The following is a 17,651-nucleotide window of genomic DNA, read 5'->3' on the forward strand; positions in this document are numbered from 1 at the left end:
CAGTAGCACGACCACCTAAAGAACCATCTGTTGCTGTTTAATACCCAAGATTCTTCATACTTTTGCTAAGTCTCTGATTAACTCAGCCCTGCTGGGTCATTTTCCATTGCTTAGTCTAAACTCCAGTCATCAAGATCGAATGTACTGTAGTAGTTAGTTAAGTTTGATTTGATAGGTTCGTAGTTTGCACTTTAGCGAAGACAGCGCAAATTACGAACCAAAAAAGCCCCCAGTTAGTACCGGGGGTATGTATGGTCTATTACCATCAACATCTATTCCTATAAACAAGAATGGCATCTATGGGGCTTTTGTGCATCCTAGATAATGCAATTAATACATAATTTTAATTCTAATTTTGCAATTAAACAGTGAAATATAAGAAATACTTAGCTAAGCGCTTAATCTCGAGATTTTTTAGTTATTTATGCAGACATGCCAAATTAATTAATTTAGACTTAATTGTCTGACAATTCATTTTTATATAGGCTTTTCCCAGACACATTTAAAATTGATACAAAATTACCTAGTAAGTTATAAAAAAGGCTTGGCCGAGCCAAGCCTCTATATATACCAAGCATTTACTACACCATGATTAATTTAGACTTAGTGTGACTTTAGTTCATCTTCCTATAGGTTGTATCCAAATATTTTGAAAGCTGGTATAGGAATCATATTTGATTTCTGAAAAAAATTCAGTACATCTTTATTACTTCTTCTCCATGCCCCATTCCCCATTGCCTCTTATCCCCAGAGGGGGCCCCACCTTCTCCATTCGGTGTCTCTACGAGTCAGTTCACGAATCAAATCGGATTACTATATACAATCATTTGGTTGCTTATTAAAAAAGGTTTGGTAGTGAACCAAACCTCGATAATTGCTGTGCTTAACAACGTACTAAATTAATTTAGTTCCACTCTGCTTACAGATCATCTTCCTATAGGCTGTGTCAAAATATTCTAAACGCTGATATTGAGCATCTCACCTTTGCAAATATATTAGGCGATTAGAAATTGCGGCTATTCAGATGAGAGTCCATATTTCGGTGATATGTGCATAACCCATCTGGATTTTGCCATAAAAAAAGACCCTGGGTATTATTCCAGGGTGTACACACGTTTTTCAGGCATTAACAGGCTGAATAGTAACTTTATAAAATAGTTATTTCGACTACCCATAGAATGATATGAATATTGAGATATATATGGTATGAAAATCGCTTTACTTAGGCAGTCTATCCGAGAAAAAAGCTTAGGTGAATGCTAAATTTATATATAGTAATTTTAGACCATAAATCAGCAGTTTTTTCTAAATAATTATCTCTTATGGTAGGTATTTAATATTTTACAGGTTAATAGATCATTGTCTAATTATGAGAACTTATAGCCAGAGATTATAAAATTGGTATCTTACACCCATTAGTTATATGTTTCGCTTAATATTCTCACAAAAAAAAGCATGGCTAAAAGCCACGCCTCTATATATACCAAGTGTTTACCATATATAGATAATTTATAATTTCTCTTACTTTAGTTCATCTGCCTATAGGATGTTTCCAAATATTCTATAAGCTGTTAAGGAGATATTGAGGGGTCAAGCCTATTACAAATTGCCCAACAATATCTTAAAGTATCTACTACACCAAAGTAGAGATACGCTAACTCAAGATCATCTGAGATTTTTAGCCGCCGCAGGCTTAATTTATATAAGTTAGTTAGTTAAAAAATAAAAGCTTGGTGTTGAACCAAGCTTCAGATAGAAGTAGAATTTATTAGTACAATTTGACTACTTTAATTTATCAAACATCTATCATTAGAGAGTATGCAAATATTCTCAAAACTAGTATTACGTAAGTCTGTTGTATCAGCCATAAAAAAGGCTTAGCTGAAAGCTAAACCTTCATAGAAAGCAGTTATTCGACACACCAGGATTAATTTATATCTACTATTACTTCTGGTCATCTTCCTCTAGGATGTGTCTATTAAATATCAAATTTGATAGAAGCTTAACTATTCAAAATTACCGATAATCAAACTATCTTTGGAGTGATTAAAAGGTAAAAGTTTGAAATAAAATTAAAAAATTATTACTAAGTGGAATTTTAGCTAAATATTGAGCTTTACAATACTTACGGGTAAGTGCCTACTCAATAGTAATTCTTTACTATAGTAATCCGATTTGATTCGTGAACTGACTCGTAGAGACACCGAATGGAGAAGGTGGGGCCCCCTCTGGGGATAAGAAGTAATAAAGATGTACTGAATTTTTTTCCCAAATCAAATATGATTCCTATATTTGCCGTGGATAATGAAATAATACAGGTAAACGCCTCTCAAATTTTTTTGCTAGTTTCTATTGCTTCCCTTGGGATTTTGGATTCCGTTTGTGATTGCGATCGCAACTATACCTCAAGAAGTGATTTCCTTTCAGTATGAGAAGCAAATTTGGCTAACTTTGTTTGAAAATAGTCCACAAGCTCGGCGGATGCATTACTGCACATCAGTATCCTTATTAAGCTTGGTTACAAAAATTGGCGTCGCTGCGACTCTATGTGAAATAAATCATCTCGCAAATATGCAACGCGACATTTTTTATTGAATATCTCTAAATGAAATCTATCTAAAGATATAAATATTTTTAACAAAAGATAGTTGTTGGTAATACACCTGCCGTGAGATAAATACATATAAATACGTACTTTGCTCGACACAAAGAAAGCAAAATCTATCAAACAAATATTTGGATGACTAGAAACTTTAAAATAGATAGATGCAATTAATACTCTAGTTAAAAGGCAACAGGCAACAGGGGAATCCCCATAATTCCAATTAGGGGATTTATGTAAGGACGCATTGAAACTTCGTGGCTTGCGCCATCTGGTTTCAAGTATTTGATTTTTTCCATTAATCAATTAAGGGGCTTGTATCCAATATTCGGGGCTAGTTCTGTTCCCTGTTCCCTATTCCCTATTCCCTGTTCCCGCCCCGTTGGCGCAGCCTCTCGTAGAGAAGGGGCTGGTCAGAGAGTCTTCATTAAGTACAATACTCTAGGCGAAATTTTTAAATAAAAAACACTGAGTACAGTTTTTTTACTTAACAAAAGCTAGATTTTGAAGCTATAGCTTGTGGCTTGCTGATGCAACTGCAATTAGCCTGTCTCCCGCCTAACTCCAAAAAAAGATACTGGTAACGATAATGACGCGCTCTCCAAATTCAGGAAATGATCAGCAACCATCTAACCATCGTTTAAAGCTCCTTCTTTTAGGACGTATCAGTCTTGTTGTAGGTGTGGTTTTACTCACGGGAATTGCAGTCGCTACTTGGTGGGCTATAAATTATGTATATAAAGATTTAGCACCATTAGTAGAGCAAAATCTGGAGCAATTGCTTGGGCGTCCGATCAAACTTGGACAAGTTGAACGTTTTTCGCTCTCTGGCTTAAGATTTGGCTCTTTATCTATACCAGCAACTCCCACAGACCCTGACCGAGTGACAATTAAAGCCGTAGAGGTGCAGTTTTCACCTTTACAACTTCTCTTGACTCGAACACTAGCATTAGATGTCACCTTAGTTCAGCCCAATGTATACATCCAACAGGATAAAGATGGTCGCTGGGTTACAGCTGAAATTAAGACTGGAGAGGGGAAAGGTGCTATTCAAACTGAGTTGCAGACACTCCGGCTTCAAAATGCAAATGTGGAGTTAGTACCAGCCCCAGTACCAACTAAACCGAAAGGCTCAGTAGTATTAACCCAAGTTGGTGGTGCTGCTCGATTTTTATCTCAAAACAAGGGAATTAGTTATGACATAAATGCTCAACTCACCAGGGGAGGAGCAGTTAAAATTGCTGGCGACACACAACCAACAACACAACAAACGAGCCTCAAGCTTTTAGCACAAAATCTACAAGCATCTGATGTTAGTAGATTAATTCAGTTGCCAATTGTCTTGCAAGCAGGGCGCGTAGATGCTGACTTAGCGGCTCAGATTCCACCCAAGCAGTCAGAAACAACTATTACGGGAACGGCTACCGCTAATCAGGTCACTGCTCAAATTCAAAATATTCCTCAACAGTTTGTTAATTCCAATGGGAGATTAAGATTCCAGGGTCAGACAATTGCTTTGGAGAATTTGAGTACGAATTTTGGCAAAGTTCCCGTGTTAGCGAATGGAGCAATTAATACTCAAACAGGTTTTAATATCTCAGCTCAGATCAAATCAGTTAGTGCTAAAAATCTTTTAAACACGTTCAATGTGAATTCGCCAGTCCCCGCTACTGGAGAAGTGCGAGCAGATATAAAAGTACAGGGGCCACTTCTCCAGCCAGTTCTCAGCGGTACAGCAAGCAACACAAAACCCATTCAAGTTGACCGTGTGCAATTCAAATCTGTTAACACTGATTTCCGCTTGAGTGCATCTAAAACTGCATCGCAAATTACCGTTGATAATCTTAAATTAGTTCCAGCCGCAGGTGGTCAAATCACAGGAGGTGGTCAAGCTACATTGGGGTCTAATGGTGAGGTAATATTTAACGTTCAAGCTGATGACGTATCCGGGGATTTACTGGCACGCAGCTACGGCTTGACGCCACCGATCGCAGTTGGAAATATCTCGGCAAAAGCAAAAGTTTCCGGCTCCCTTGGCCAACAGCCGTTAGAATTGGAGATTTTCAATGTTCAGGCGAACCCACCAGCCGGGGGGCAAATTGTGGGGAGCGGTCAAGTTCAACTAGCACCCCAGGGAAGAGTATCATTTAATGCTCAAGCCAAGAATTTACCAGGGGATGCGATAGCGAAAACGAACAACAATTCATCTGTCACTATTGGCACTGTATCAGCAAATACCAAGGTTTCTGGCACTCTAAGCAACCTACGAGCAGTCGCACAGCTACAAGCACCCACTGGCACATATCCCACTACAGGACAAATTGTTGCTACTCAACAAGGGCAGAATATCTTATTTACCAGTGCTGTATTAAATGTAGCAGGCAATATAATCAGGGCTAGGGGACAGGTTGCCCAACAAGGCTGGCAGGCTTTTGTCAGTGCTGAGCAGGTTCAGTTGAGTCGTTTTAAGCAGATACCAGCCCAGTTTCAAGGTGTCTTAAATAATGCGGCGTTGAATTTGTCAGGAAGTACTACTTCATTCCAACCCTCAACGATTCAAGCCACAGGGCAAGCAAACCTGAGTGTGGCAGGAGGTACGGTTAATCTCAGAAATCTTAACCTTGATGATGGTCGCTGGCAAGGGCTTGTAAATGTTTCCCAAATTCAACTCAACCGTTTTTCACCACAACTACAAGGACGGCTCAATAGCAACATTCAGTTGACAGGGACAACAGCATCTTTCCAGCTTGCAGATATTCGAGCCGACGGACAAATCCGTGTTTCTCAAGGGTTAGCACTGTTAGCAAAACCGCTGACAGCTCAAGTTCAGTGGAATGGAGAGCAGATTATTGTCCAACGCGCAACTACCCCAGGATTGAGCGCTAATGGTGCGATCGCAGTTCAATTAGATGGTACACCCCAAATATCTAGTTTTAATCTGAATGTACTAGCACAGAATTTTAACCTCAAAAATACTGGCTTTAAAGTTCCTGGAGACTTAGCAATAGCGGGACTACTTGATTTTAATGGGCAAATTACAGGCACTCCTAATGTTCCGAAAGCTACTGGCAATATCCGGTTGCGGAATTTCAACGTTAGTAATTTGGCTTTTGACCCACTTTTAACTGGAAACGTGAATTTTCAAGGGGGACAAGGCGCAAATCTACAACTTGCGGGTACTCAAGATAGGATAGCGCTTAACCTTGGTGCAGATTATCGCCCAACCTCATTTTTACTCCGACGGGATGGGGCAGTTACCACAGGTAGAACTGAGGGTGATAACTTGGTGATCAACGCTCAGCAGTTTCCCATAGCTCTGGTTGGGGGTTTTGTACCTAACAATACGTTGAAACCTCTTGGCGGGATATTATCGGGAAATTTAGTTGTGAATCTTAACAACTATGCAGTTGACGGAGATATTGCGATCGCACAGCCTCGCGTTGCCAGAGTCACAGCAGACGAATTTCGAGGTAACATCAATTATGTTAATGGTGCTGCTAAGTTGACTAATGGTCAATTGCGAATAGCAGACAGCAATATTGCCCTGAGTGGAAGTTTAAAAACAGGGAATGATCCCCAATTTCAAGTCCAAGCTAATTTTGAGCAAACCAGAATTGAGAGACTCCTACAAGCGTTCAATATCTTCGACTTTCAAGACTTAGGCGGAGGGTTACAGCCTCCAGATTTGGCTGGAGCAGAAGTACTCAACACCACCCCTATTAGTTTGCCTGATGCAGATTTGAAAACACAGTTAGAATATTTCTCAAAAAATCAAGCACTGATAGCAAAACAACAACGCTCAGAGCCAGCACAAACACCGTCTTTACCAACCCTTGCAGAATTAACGGGTGCTTTGAGTGGAGCAATTCAAGCAACAGGCTCGTTAAAGACTGGGTTGAATGTTGGTTTTAATTTTCAAGGTGCTAATTGGCAATGGGGTAATTACTCCCTTAATGAAGTCGTTGCTAAAGGCACTTTGGCAGATGGTACTATAACACTGTCGCCATTGCGTGTTGGTATCAATCAAGGACTGGTGGCTTTTTCCGGACAGTTAGGAACTGAACAACTATCTGGACAGTTGAGTGTAACCAGCTTACCTCTATCGCTTTTAGACCCATTTATCCAAAGATACCCTGTAGATATTAGTGGATTGGTAAATGCGATCGCCAACTTAGCAGGTAGTTTAAAAGATCCCAGAGTCAATGGGGAAGTAACGCTGGCCAATGCGACTTTAAATAGGCAACCTGTGCAAACAGGACAGGTAAACTTTGACTACAACAATGCTCGCTTGAATTTTGATAGTACTTTGTTGGTGACAGGGACACAACCAGTGGCAATTACAGGTAGTATACCTGCTGCTTTGCCTTTTGCCGCAGTGCAACCAGATAACAATCAAATCAGCATCAACGCCAGTGTAAACAATGAAGGATTAGCACTGTTAAACTTGTTTACTAACAATCAAGTTTCTTGGGTAGACGGTCAAGGACAAGTAGATTTAAACGTTCAAGGTACATTAAACCAGCCGATTATTAATGGGAATGCCACAATTAACAATGCTACTTTTCGCGCTCAGGCGTTATCTGCTCCTCTAACAAATGTCACAGGACAACTAAAATTTAATGGCAATACGCTAAACGCCGAAGGCATTCAAGGCAGTTATAATCAAGGGCGAGTCGCTGCATCAGGAATTCTCCCCATTTTTGCTGCTCAACAATCTGTATCGAATCCACTTACAGTATCAATAGAAAAAGAACTAGATTTTCAGCTTCCAGGATTGTATGAAGGCAATGTCAGCGGTGGTGTCGTAATCCAGGGAACAGCGCTAAAACCTCAAATTGGTGGAGAAATTCAGCTCAGTGATGGTCAAGTTATCATTGGAAACTCTACTACTACTGCTAGCTCACAATCAACTACAACAGAAGCTAGCAGTAACGCCGCAATTACAGAAGCTAGCAGTAACACCGCAATTACAAGAGACAATAACGCTAAAACAACAGCTACAACTCGACCCAACTTACCTATAGAGTTTACAGATTTACGGCTGGTTCTGGGCGACGATGTTCGCGTTACTAGTCAGCCTCTACTAGGCTTTGTACCTGGAGGAACCACGTTTAGTCAGCCCATACTAAGCTTTCAAGCAAAAGGCGACCTAAGCGTTAATGGTACTTTAGCGAAGCCCCTTCCTGAAGGAGTCATTCGTCTGACGGGAGGACGACTCAGCTTGTTTTCAACTGAGTTCACCTTGGCGCGGGGCTATGAACAAACTGCACGGTTTATTCCTAGTCAAGGACTTGACCCTATCCTAGATGTTCGGCTTGTCTCAATTGTCCCTGAAGCTTCGGCGACTAGCAGTCGAATTTTAGAATCACCTGTTTCTGCTGAAATCAGCGATGTTTCTGCTACTAATTTTGGTACTTTACGTACCGTGCGGGTTCAAGCAAGCGTCAATGGCCCAGCTAGTGAATTGAGCGAAAATCTAGAACTGACGAGTGAACCTAGCCGTAGTAGAGGAGAAATCGTTGCTCTATTGGGTGGCTCTATTCTTAGTTCTTTCGGTCAAACAGGAGATGCAACACAAGGGCTGACTAATTTAGCTGGCTCTACTATTTTAGGTGGTCTGCAAGGAAGTATCACTGCGATCGGACAAGCTATTGGTTTTAGCGAATTTCGGATATTTCCCACTCCTGTAACTAATCAAGCATCAAGGAAATCTTCAGTTCTCGATTTGTCAGCAGAGGGTGTGTTTAACATCAATAATAATTTCTCTGCTTCTTTATCTCGGCCCCTTTCTACCAATGAGTCTTTCCGTTACAATCTGCTCTATCGACTCAATGACGAAATTCTGATGCGTGGCTCAACTAATTTAGGAGATGTAAATCAATTCCTATTTGAGTATGAAACCCGATTTTAATAGAGACGTTACATTGCAATTTTTAGAGACATTGCAATGTAATTTCTCTACTTTTTTAAAATGGGCATAATTTTTTGTGGACAATGCTCATCCAACGATTTGTAATCTAAGCATTTTAATAAAAACTTGTAGGAAGTGGTTCTGACCCTTTATATTCTTGCACAGAGAAATTAATCGTTAACTACAAGCAAAAGTTTGATTTTACATTTATTAATCGTGTTTATTGAAGTAGATAATGTTGTTGGTTTCTCAAAGTACTTGCATCTTCTATTTAGGATGTTGTAAAATACAACAAGTTAAAATCACATTCATTTAAATCTAGTGTTGTAACAACATAGATCTTTTTACAGATAATCAATTGTAAATTAATATAAGGGAATAATATAGTGAATTCTTATTTTGCATTACTGATCTCAATTTTCATTGGTATTGGAGGACAACTTAGTCTGAAGGCAGGGGCTTTGCAAAGTTTTGGCAGTAAAATAAACTTATTTTTACAGCCCTATGTTCTAGTCGGACTAGTTTCTTATTTTGTCGCTGCTTTGTTTTATATATATGCTCTTAAAAAGATCCCAATTTCCGTAGCTTATCCCACTGTTGCTATCAGCTATGCTGTCGTGTCTTTCTTAGCTCACTTACTTTGGGGAGAACCTTTTGGAGTTAAACAGATTATTGCCCTATTGTTGATTGGTCTTGGCATCTTTACATTAAATCATAGTTAATCATCATCAATTGCAACTAAATTTGATAGGTTAATATAGTAATCCGATTTGATTCGTGAACTGACTTGTAGAGACACCGAATGGGGGATAGGGGATAGGGAATGGGAAATGCGAAAAAGGGAGTTAGAGGTGTACGCAGTTCTTTCAAAAATCAAATAGGAGTCCTATAGTAATTTAAAACAAAAAACCCATTTTCCCAGGATAAAGGAATTTGGGTTAATTATTATGCTATATCTTCAGGTATTTATAGGGAGTATGCCGTTTTGGCAGATCGCCCTGCGCTAAGGCGCACGCTACGCGAACAGACTAGAAATCGCCCGGTGTTTCTTCCAAAAATGGATGCTCCCTATTTATAGGATGCGATCGCAAGTTAAGTTTTCACCACTGTAATATAGCTCATCTCAATGGGCGAACCGACCGTAAATTGTAGGTTTTCCACGTAAGCAATAGATTTTTTGACAACAGTCTCAGTGTTTGAGCAATAGTTTTAAGTACTTTCATTTTGCTAGCAGTCGGCTTTTGGTCATATCTCAAAACCATTGGAACCTCAGCAACTTTGGGTTTAAGTACTTTTGCTTTCAATAGCAAATCTACCATACAGGCAAACCCTTTCTCAGTGAATAAATTGTTGCCATAATACTCAAAAAGACTAACAAGAAAATAACGATTGTACATTCGATAGCCACAAGTGTAATCCCTTACACCAGATATAGGAGCCGCAATTCTAAACAGCCAACTGGCTCCATAACTCGTCAGTACTCTCAATGGCGATAAGCCTATAACTTTAGCGCCTTTTTGATATCTGGATGCTATGGCAATATCATAAGTACCACCCACCATGATGTCATACATTTTCATTAGTAGTTCTGGTGGTTGGGTGTTGTCACAGTCCATAGCGGCTAGAAAATCGCCTTCTTCAGACACTTCCAAAAAGGTTGTGAAACCTGTTTTTATAGCTTGACCTAAACCAGCATTTTTGACATGCTGTACTAATTTAAGTGATATACCAAGTGACTGCGATTCATCCAGAGCGGTTTTAGCAGTTGCATCAGTACTACCATCATCGACAAAAATCAATTTTATATCCATATTGCAGAGACTCTGCAATAACTGAAACCTCTTGAATAAAGGAGCAATAGACTCTTGCTCATTGTAGGCAGGTAAAAGAATAAAAAGTCCCATAAGTTCCTCGTTTAAGTTTTAAAAACCATTACTCAAATTTCCATAATTGAGTAATAACGTTAGCTATTGTTAGAACTAAGCTTGAATAGTTTAAAACTTGTAATGGTTGCACTTTCTTGGTTTGATTGATATGTGCTGCCACACTATCATCTGCTTGAGTTCTGATCTGAAAAGATTATTCAATCCTTAATAGGCATTACACACTTTAAAATCAACGCGTCTATGCAACTCGTTGTTACATATCTACACAGGCTGACGAACTCTAGTTAGGGATGCGGCGTGTTGTCCAACAGTCAAAACATTGAACTGATTGGATAAAAGCTTCAGTGCTTTGCGTAACGTTGCTAGCTTCTTATGAGTAGGAAGGTTCATACTAGGGAAGAATGCTAGCTCTGGCACATCCTCTTGAGTTAAAAAGTCTGTAGGATGCAGTAGTAAAGATGGCTGAGTGCCTGTAACTTTGCACAGCCAGAGAGCAATTTGGAAGTAAAGCAACGCCAACCCTGGAGAAAATACACTCAGATACATTAAGTAGCTGAAGTGAATTGGCATTTTAAAAATCGGCATCGTGGTGACAGGAATCTCAGTCAGCTTATACTTACCCATACACCATTGGTAAGGCTTGAGGGTTTGCAAACCGTCTTTGAAACTGCCAAACAAAGCTTTGCGTTTCGCGCGTTCTTCCTTGCTCAGCTTACAGGTCATCATGAAGTAAGCCCGTGCCACTGGCCCCAAAAATGTCGGAAAAATAGAAGCATCATATTGGTATTCCTGTCGTGCTAGGACTTGCAATACCGTAGGAGATAGACTGTATCCTGGACTTCGGAATCCAATGGGGCGCTGACCAGTGGCGTGCTGGATGTGCTTTTCGGCTAGTAGTAGCTCTTGTTCAATTTCATCCTCTGAGTATCGATTTAGCCAGAGATTATGGTGAAAGGAGTGGTTGGCAATTTCATGACCATTAGCAGCGATCGCTTGTAATGCCTGATGGTTCTTTTTAAGAGCTGCATCCTGACCTACAACGAACACTGTAATTGTCAAATTCAATTGCTTGAAAATATCCAAAAACCGGGGTACTACAATATCCAGGTAAGAGGGCAAAGTCTCCCAACCAGGATCGCCATGATCTTTCATATAAGACCAGAGGTTATCCAAATCTATAGAAAGACTGGCTATCGGTTTGTTCCCTGGTGAATTAGTTTTCACCATTTGCTTAGAAATTTGGTCGTGTAAATATACATTGTTTTTCATAAGGATATTAAGTATAGGTTTAGACTAATTTTTCTTGATTGATTTGAAGGGGATTAGGGATTAGATGCACAGAGGAAAGTTTACGTCTGAGGTTAAATACCCAAATATCATTTATAATTAGCGCCCCAATTAGAAGTTTACAGAGAGACGCACATCTATATAGAAGTACGTTAGACCAGTTAACAGGCAGCTACACAGCTACCTATCTCTTTACCAAACAGATGTATGATGTATCATTTTGAGTGCAATAGGGTAAATTATAATGCGCTCAATTTAAACCGCTCTTTAACTAGGCAGAGTACATTTGGTAAGATGCAAACTTATTTTTTACTTCCTTGGTAGGACTTACAGTATTTCTTTATGAAGATGCATTCAATCTAAACCTCTGTATCTGCACACTAGGTGCTACAACAAAGGGAGCTTCCGCAATGCACTGACTCTCCTTGGTCAGGAGAAACGGCAACAACTGGGGGGTAAATAAGCGCATCTTTACTAATATTTGGTGTTAGTTCAGATGCAAGCTATTGCATCTTTGTATTTTTTATAAAAGTCAATTTTAACAATACATATATTTTGCGGAGAAGGCAATACCTTTTACAGTAATTCTACGCTATTTTTTTTTACACTTATAATGCAAATATCACATGCAATCAACAAAATATATGATTTTTCTGCTGAAATATGTAAAATTTTCTTGTTGAAATGTGTAAAATTTTCTTGTAAACTTTAATTCTACTCCTATCTCTCCACTTTCTTCAAACTTGTAATCAACAATACCAATTACTCCAGTTCAGCCTTGATAGTTATTGGCATGGCTCTCTACATTATTAACTTTTTTAGTATGGCTATTTGCTTGATATTAATATACTTTTGTTCCGCAATTTTGCGGCTGAAAAGAGCTTTGGAATAATCCACAAAATGATTGTTCTTGGGACTCTTGAAAAAATTAGCATGTAGTTTACCACAAGTAGCTTGATGAGAAATATTTAATACCACTATTAGAGGGTGTTTGAAAAGTCTAAATTAATACCAAACTCAGCGATTAGAAATCGCGCGCCACTTCCTTCAAGTCGGCATAGCCGCCCAACGGAGTGCCTTGGGAACCCGCCCAACGCAGTTGGCTACACAGGCAAAACCCACCTTTGCTTGCGGAACGCTACGCGAACGTGGGTTGGAAAACCTTGATTTTTGGTTAGTCCGCGCAGGCGGACTTTGTTTTTTCGTTGAGGTTGTCCAGAGTCAAAGGTCAAAAGTCCAAAAAACCTTGATTTTTGAACGCCACTTGCTTCTCCTGTCAAAGACGCTGCGCGAACAAGTCGGCAGAGCCGCAAGGGCGCAGTGGCTCCCCTTGACTCTTATACCAGAAGCCTTGTGTGCCAGTTGCGTAAGTTCTAATAACCATAGATTAGATGTAATTCATTGATAGGACTTACGCACACTCTACGAATTCTCGGCGTTCTTCTCTACCAGACGCTGCGCGTTCACGTAGTGGATCGTAGAGAAGGCGGTTCGATACGATGCATTTGTACAGTGCGTAAGTCCCATATCACTATTTTTTGTAGTGAATTGGTCTAACAGCTTAGCTTATACTTGTTAAACAAATTTTCCTTGACTAACTGCTATAGGGCTGGTATTGAAGAGAATTTTGAAGCCCTTTAAAAAAGCTCTTTCATAGGAAAATGGCACTAAGATAACCCTTAAATTACTTACTTCAACGGGCTTGCTTTGATCTTAGTGCCATTCAATTTAGTCTATTTAGCTTAGTAACGGTTACGGAAGTTGCTACCACCACCTCGGTTACCACCAAAGGAACCTCTGTCTTCCTTGGGTTTAGCCTTATTTACTTTGAGGTCACGACCCATCCACTCTGCACCATCAAGAGCTTCAATGGCAGCTGTTTCTTCAGCATCTGTACCCATTTCTACAAAAGCAAACCCACGTGGACGCCCTGTCTCACGATCAGTAGGTAGCTGAACTCGCTTTACAGAACCATGTTCTGCAAAAACAGAGGTGAGGTCTTCTTGCGTGACCTCGTAGGATAAATTACCTACATAAATTGACATACATTGTCTCCAAAGTCAGAAGTGTGTAGAGATTTAGATTTCGGAGAAAAGTCTGTAAATACCAAAAGGGAAAAGCCTGTCAATACTAAAAACAAACGCTGCCACCGAATTTCATTCTCATCTATTACGTTAGCACAGCATTTAGTTTTTACTCATTGCAATATATAAAGCATTATACGAAAAACTGCTACCAAAATTTAATTAAGCATTGTACTTTTCTACCCAAATTGATACTGCGTCGGGATAATCGGTCGAATCTGGCAGGGATAATTATTATAAGCTTGTTTGGTGTTGATTTTAGTGTTTATTTCCGTGATCATCCCTCTGTTCAGCCAGAGAACAGAAAGTACCGAATATTTTCTGTGTAGGTAGATCCGAGTATTTTTAGTATGGTGGTAGCGATCGCAGCAAAAACTACAATATACGTCAGGTAGAGCTAGCATATCCCCAGCCATAAAGTAAATATAGCTATGGGCAGATTTAGCGATTGAGGCTAGTACAGTAGTTAAGTTTCAATTAAAACAACTGCTTGCTAAAGATAAGATAAAACTAACGCATATTAGCGATTAGCTGGATAAAATTGAGTTCAAATTGGAATCATAAATATTTAGTAAATGTACAGTTATTTGCAGTATGAGATGCCAATTTTCTTAACCTGAAAATCAGCAAAACTGAGACATTAGAATATTTGGTGTCAATTTATACGATTTTCAAGTTGTATAATAGTTATACTCATTTTTAGGTTCTACCTGGGAATTAAGAAGTGGCTTTGCCACTTCTTTTTATAAGAATGCTACCTCAGCAAAAGTAAGTTCAAAGTTAAGGGACGTGAATTAAACAAAACGCAAAACTTTTGTTTAACATCCTCTTAGTGCATTACGTTACTAACGCAGCCTGCGAAAGTTGTGGATTATTAAATCTACAATTCTCAAGTAGTTTTGTTTGATTGTTAACGTTTATTAGTCATTAGTCATCTCTTCTCGCCATTTATCACGGTTTTGCTTGCTTTCCACATTTGGCGATCGCGCTAACTGCCAAGTTTTCCACATTAAGGGTTTCTGTCTTTCCAGATGATTGATAAACTGCATTATTGACCGGTCTGCCTTGATAGGGGTTTTCAAATCAAACTGAATTGTTTGGAAAAGTTTAGTGTCACCCTTAATAAAGTTTTTACCCCAAATCTTAGTTAGCCACAGCACAACTCGATTGTACAATTGACCGATAAATCCTCGGCGTTTCTTAATCATCAATAGGGTTATAATTTCAGCTTTCCCCTCTTCTATAAGGCGCAAGGAAATCATAAAGTGTAAATGCAGAAAATCAGGGCCAAATGTTACCATACCAGTACTGCCGTACCAGTAGCAAATACTGTAAGTTACAGCATTTTTGTAAAAGCGACTGATCAGCTTAATAAAAAATGAATCTCCACCGAAAAGTGTAATGTTGTTGAAGATAATTGCATTCTGATTTAGTTCATGTTTTTCAAAGTCAACTTTTAATGGCAGTTTGTGAACTGTATTGAAGTGTTGAGCATCGATTACATTAATCATTACTACATTGGGGTGACAGTTTGTCACTAAACGGGAAGCAAAGGTAACATCACACTCCTTTTGTTCTAACTCTGGAATATAGGGTAAGGGTAGTTGTGGAATTTCCCCAGTCCAAATCCAAATGGTCTCGTACTTCTCTGCGGTAGGCCAAACTTTTAACTTCGTGGGAAGCGGCTCATCTAAACAAGGGACATCAACACAAAGCCCTTCAGCATCAAACTTCCAGTGGTGGAAAAAACAGCGCAGTTCATTACCTTCAACTTTGCCTTCTGCAAGGTGAGCGCCCATGTGTGGACAGTACGCATCAAAAATAATTACCCTTCTGTCTTCACCACGGTAAATCACTAATTCTCTGCCTAAAATTGTGATAGGTTTTACCTCACCTACCCGCAGATTGTTAGATGGTATTACCCAATACCATCCTTCAATAAAACGCTCTGGGTTATTAAAAGTTTTCGGTCTATGATTCGAGCTTAGATTCTGCGAGTTTACATTCATTTTTAGGGTTTCGCTTAAAGTGAAGCGGTTGATCTAGAATTAGCATATTAATTTTAGATAAACAGTTATTTACAGTACTGCAAAGGGCGATCGCACAATTAAGTAAAAGGGATTGGGCATTGGGCATTGGGCATTGGGCATTGGGCATTGGACATTGGGCATTGGGGATTGGGCATTGGGCATTGGGCATTGGTATTCAAATGAAAAATTATGGAATTTGCTCTAATCCCAAACATATTTAGGAATGTTTTCCCAGTACCCAGGGAGAGGAGCGGTGTTCCTGTTAATAATAAATCTTTAAAAAAGGAGAACTTGGTAAAATTGCTAATTAGATAAATATTCAGATTATTAATACCAATATTTTGCGAAGATGTACAAGAAGTGACTAGCCCTGTAAATATGTAATAATAATCATAAGAGTTGGGATAATCTGCCATGTTAACTCAGGATAAAAAACTGCTTTTAATTGGTCAGGTAACAGATATGAGCGGAGTCCCTATCAGGACAATTCGCTATTACGAAAGTTTAGGTTTACTCAAATCGTTAGGACGAACAGAGGGAGGCTTTCGGCAGTTTTCATTTGATGTACTTACTCGTCTAGCCTTCATTAAAAGAGCGCAAAATCTTGGTCTTAGCCTAGAAGAAATTGGGGCGATTCTTCAAGTCTATGACCAAGGACAGCTTCCTTGTGGTGATATCAAAGAAAAGCTAGAAGATAAGCTTTTACAAATAGATAGCCAAATTGATCAGTTATTAACCTTACAGTCTGAAATACAGGGATTACTTTCAGGGTGGAAAAATATGAGTAGTCAGCAGGAGGGCACAATTTGTCCCATTATCCAAAACAGTGCTGAGAAGTAATCCGATTTGATTCGTGAACTGACTCGTAGAGACACCGAATGGAGAAGGTGGGGCCCCCTCTGGGGAACTCGGGGCCCCCTTTGGGGATTAGGGGCGAAGAGGCAATGGGGAATGGGGCATGGAGAAGAAGTAATAAAGATCTACTGAATTTTTTTCAGAAATCAAATATGATTCCTATATACTCCCCGCGCCGCGCTCCGTGACGCCGTGGGGCTGCTGGCGGGAATAGCTCAAAAATCAAAAAGCAGGGGAGCTCTTAGCAAGGGAGCAGGGGGAAAAATCACGCCACTTGCGGGTGAGCCTTGTACCTTTAGTTCCCCCAGCAAGACTGCCTCTTATCAAAACTTAGGACTTGGGACTTTTATAGAGGAGAAACCACCATAACTCTAGTCCAATTAAGGCAAACCCAACCATCGCAACACCTACTTTCAATCCCAAAGGTTGCTCGATGCAGTGAAATTGGCTGGTTTGCTCTAACGCCGAAGCTGGGATTTTTGCTAAGGCTACGCTTGATATTCCAGTGAGAAGTACTAAAGCTATGAGGCTTACCCAAAGCATTTTTTTGCTGAACATTGGTTATCTTCTGCAATTATGACGTGGCTTTTGGTCGAAAGTTACGCAATCTCAGGGCATTGGTGACTACAGAGAGCGAGGAAAGAGCCATCGCGGCTCCAGCGATAATTGGATTGAGTAACCAACCAAAGATGGGGAATAGAATTCCTGCCGCAATGGGAATGCCGATAACGTTGTAAATAAAGGCAAAGAAGAGATTTTGCTTAATATTGTTGATGGTGGCGCGGCTGAGTTGAATGGCTGTGACGATCGCCTGCAAGTCTCCAGAAATTAGGGTAATGTCGCTAGCCGCGATCGCCACATCTGTTCCTGTACCAATGGCAATTCCTACATCGGCCTGTGCTAGTGCTGGTGCATCATTAATGCCATCACCTACCATTGCGACAAGGGAATAGGGGATGGGGGATGGGGCATTGGGCATTGGGCATTGGGGATGGG

The 17,651-nt window shown here is 39.8% G+C and carries 11 protein-coding genes; 5 read left to right on the top strand and 6 right to left on the bottom strand.

Annotated elements, in window-relative coordinates:
- Positions 1-3,191 precede the first annotated feature (3,191 nt).
- Together IQ246_RS21875 and IQ246_RS30545 are read left to right on the top strand one after the other, a co-directional pair.
- On the top strand, positions 3,192-8,513 hold the full coding sequence (locus tag IQ246_RS21875) for a translocation/assembly module TamB domain-containing protein (RefSeq protein ID WP_194005442.1): 5,322 nt from the start codon (positions 3,192-3,194) through the stop codon (positions 8,511-8,513).
- Positions 8,514-8,899: 386 nt separating this feature from the next.
- On the top strand, positions 8,900-9,235 hold the full coding sequence (locus tag IQ246_RS30545) for an SMR family transporter (protein WP_194005443.1): 336 nt from the start codon (positions 8,900-8,902) through the stop codon (positions 9,233-9,235).
- Positions 9,236-9,631: 396 nt separating this feature from the next.
- Here IQ246_RS30545 and IQ246_RS21885 read toward each other — a convergent pair whose 3' ends face one another.
- Positions 9,632-10,417: a glycosyltransferase family 2 protein gene (locus IQ246_RS21885; protein WP_194005444.1), complete on the bottom strand. Its 786-nt coding sequence runs from the start codon at positions 10,415-10,417 to the stop codon at positions 9,632-9,634.
- Between the two features lie 243 nt (positions 10,418-10,660).
- Positions 10,661-11,668 carry a polysaccharide deacetylase family protein gene (locus IQ246_RS21890; protein ID WP_244142118.1) on the bottom strand — a complete coding sequence of 336 codons (1,008 nt, stop codon included), beginning with the start codon at positions 11,666-11,668 and terminating at the stop codon, positions 10,661-10,663.
- A gap of 1,096 nt (positions 11,669-12,764) precedes the next feature.
- Between IQ246_RS21890 and IQ246_RS21895 the strand changes: the two genes are divergently transcribed.
- A complete protein-coding gene (locus IQ246_RS21895) occupies positions 12,765-13,091 on the top strand; it encodes a hypothetical protein (protein WP_194005445.1) in 327 nt (108 codons plus the stop codon).
- Between the two features lie 337 nt (positions 13,092-13,428).
- Here the strand turns inward: IQ246_RS21895 and IQ246_RS21900 are convergent, their stop codons facing one another.
- Together IQ246_RS21900 and IQ246_RS21905 are read right to left on the bottom strand one after the other, a co-directional pair.
- On the bottom strand, positions 13,429-13,731 hold the full coding sequence (locus IQ246_RS21900) for an RNA-binding protein (protein WP_194005446.1): 303 nt from the start codon (positions 13,729-13,731) through the stop codon (positions 13,429-13,431).
- 959 nt (positions 13,732-14,690) lie between these two features.
- Positions 14,691-15,779: an aromatic ring-hydroxylating dioxygenase subunit alpha gene (locus tag IQ246_RS21905; RefSeq protein WP_194005447.1), complete on the bottom strand. Its 1,089-nt coding sequence runs from the start codon at positions 15,777-15,779 to the stop codon at positions 14,691-14,693.
- 119 nt (positions 15,780-15,898) lie between these two features.
- On the opposite strand from IQ246_RS21905, the gene IQ246_RS30990 reads away from it, so the two are divergent.
- Both IQ246_RS30990 and IQ246_RS21910 read left to right on the top strand, forming a co-directional pair.
- Positions 15,899-16,021, top strand: a complete 123-nt coding sequence (locus tag IQ246_RS30990; protein WP_255515613.1) for a hypothetical protein — start codon at positions 15,899-15,901, stop codon at positions 16,019-16,021.
- 193 nt (positions 16,022-16,214) lie between these two features.
- Entirely contained in the window at positions 16,215-16,640 is a 426-nt protein-coding gene (locus IQ246_RS21910) for a heavy metal-responsive transcriptional regulator (protein ID WP_194005448.1), read from the top strand.
- Between the two features lie 345 nt (positions 16,641-16,985).
- Here IQ246_RS21910 and IQ246_RS21915 read toward each other — a convergent pair whose 3' ends face one another.
- Positions 16,986-17,213, bottom strand: a complete 228-nt coding sequence (locus tag IQ246_RS21915) for a hypothetical protein (protein ID WP_194005449.1) — start codon at positions 17,211-17,213, stop codon at positions 16,986-16,988.
- Positions 17,214-17,229: 16 nt separating this feature from the next.
- The coding region (locus tag IQ246_RS21920; RefSeq protein WP_194005450.1) for an HAD-IC family P-type ATPase at positions 17,230-17,651 on the bottom strand (422 nt) is incomplete at its 5' end.

Source organism: aff. Roholtiella sp. LEGE 12411 (assembly GCF_015206995.1).
In the GTDB taxonomy this organism is placed as follows: Bacteria; Cyanobacteriota; Cyanobacteriia; order Cyanobacteriales; family Nostocaceae; genus Komarekiella.

Excerpts from the sequence above, each read along its gene's own strand:
- IQ246_RS21875 (WP_194005442.1), top strand. The coding sequence starts at position 3,192 with ATGACGCGCTCTCCAAATTCAGGAAATGATCAGCAACCATCTAACCAT.
- IQ246_RS21885 (WP_194005444.1), bottom strand. The coding sequence starts at position 10,417 with ATGGGACTTTTTATTCTTTTACCTGCCTACAATGAGCAAGAGTCTATT.
- IQ246_RS21890 (WP_244142118.1), bottom strand. The coding sequence starts at position 11,668 with ATGAAAAACAATGTATATTTACACGACCAAATTTCTAAGCAAATGGTG.
- IQ246_RS21900 (WP_194005446.1), bottom strand. The coding sequence starts at position 13,731 with ATGTCAATTTATGTAGGTAATTTATCCTACGAGGTCACGCAAGAAGAC.
- IQ246_RS21905 (WP_194005447.1), bottom strand. The coding sequence starts at position 15,779 with ATGAATGTAAACTCGCAGAATCTAAGCTCGAATCATAGACCGAAAACT.
- IQ246_RS21910 (WP_194005448.1), top strand. The coding sequence starts at position 16,215 with ATGTTAACTCAGGATAAAAAACTGCTTTTAATTGGTCAGGTAACAGAT.
- IQ246_RS21915 (WP_194005449.1), bottom strand. The coding sequence starts at position 17,213 with ATGTTCAGCAAAAAAATGCTTTGGGTAAGCCTCATAGCTTTAGTACTT.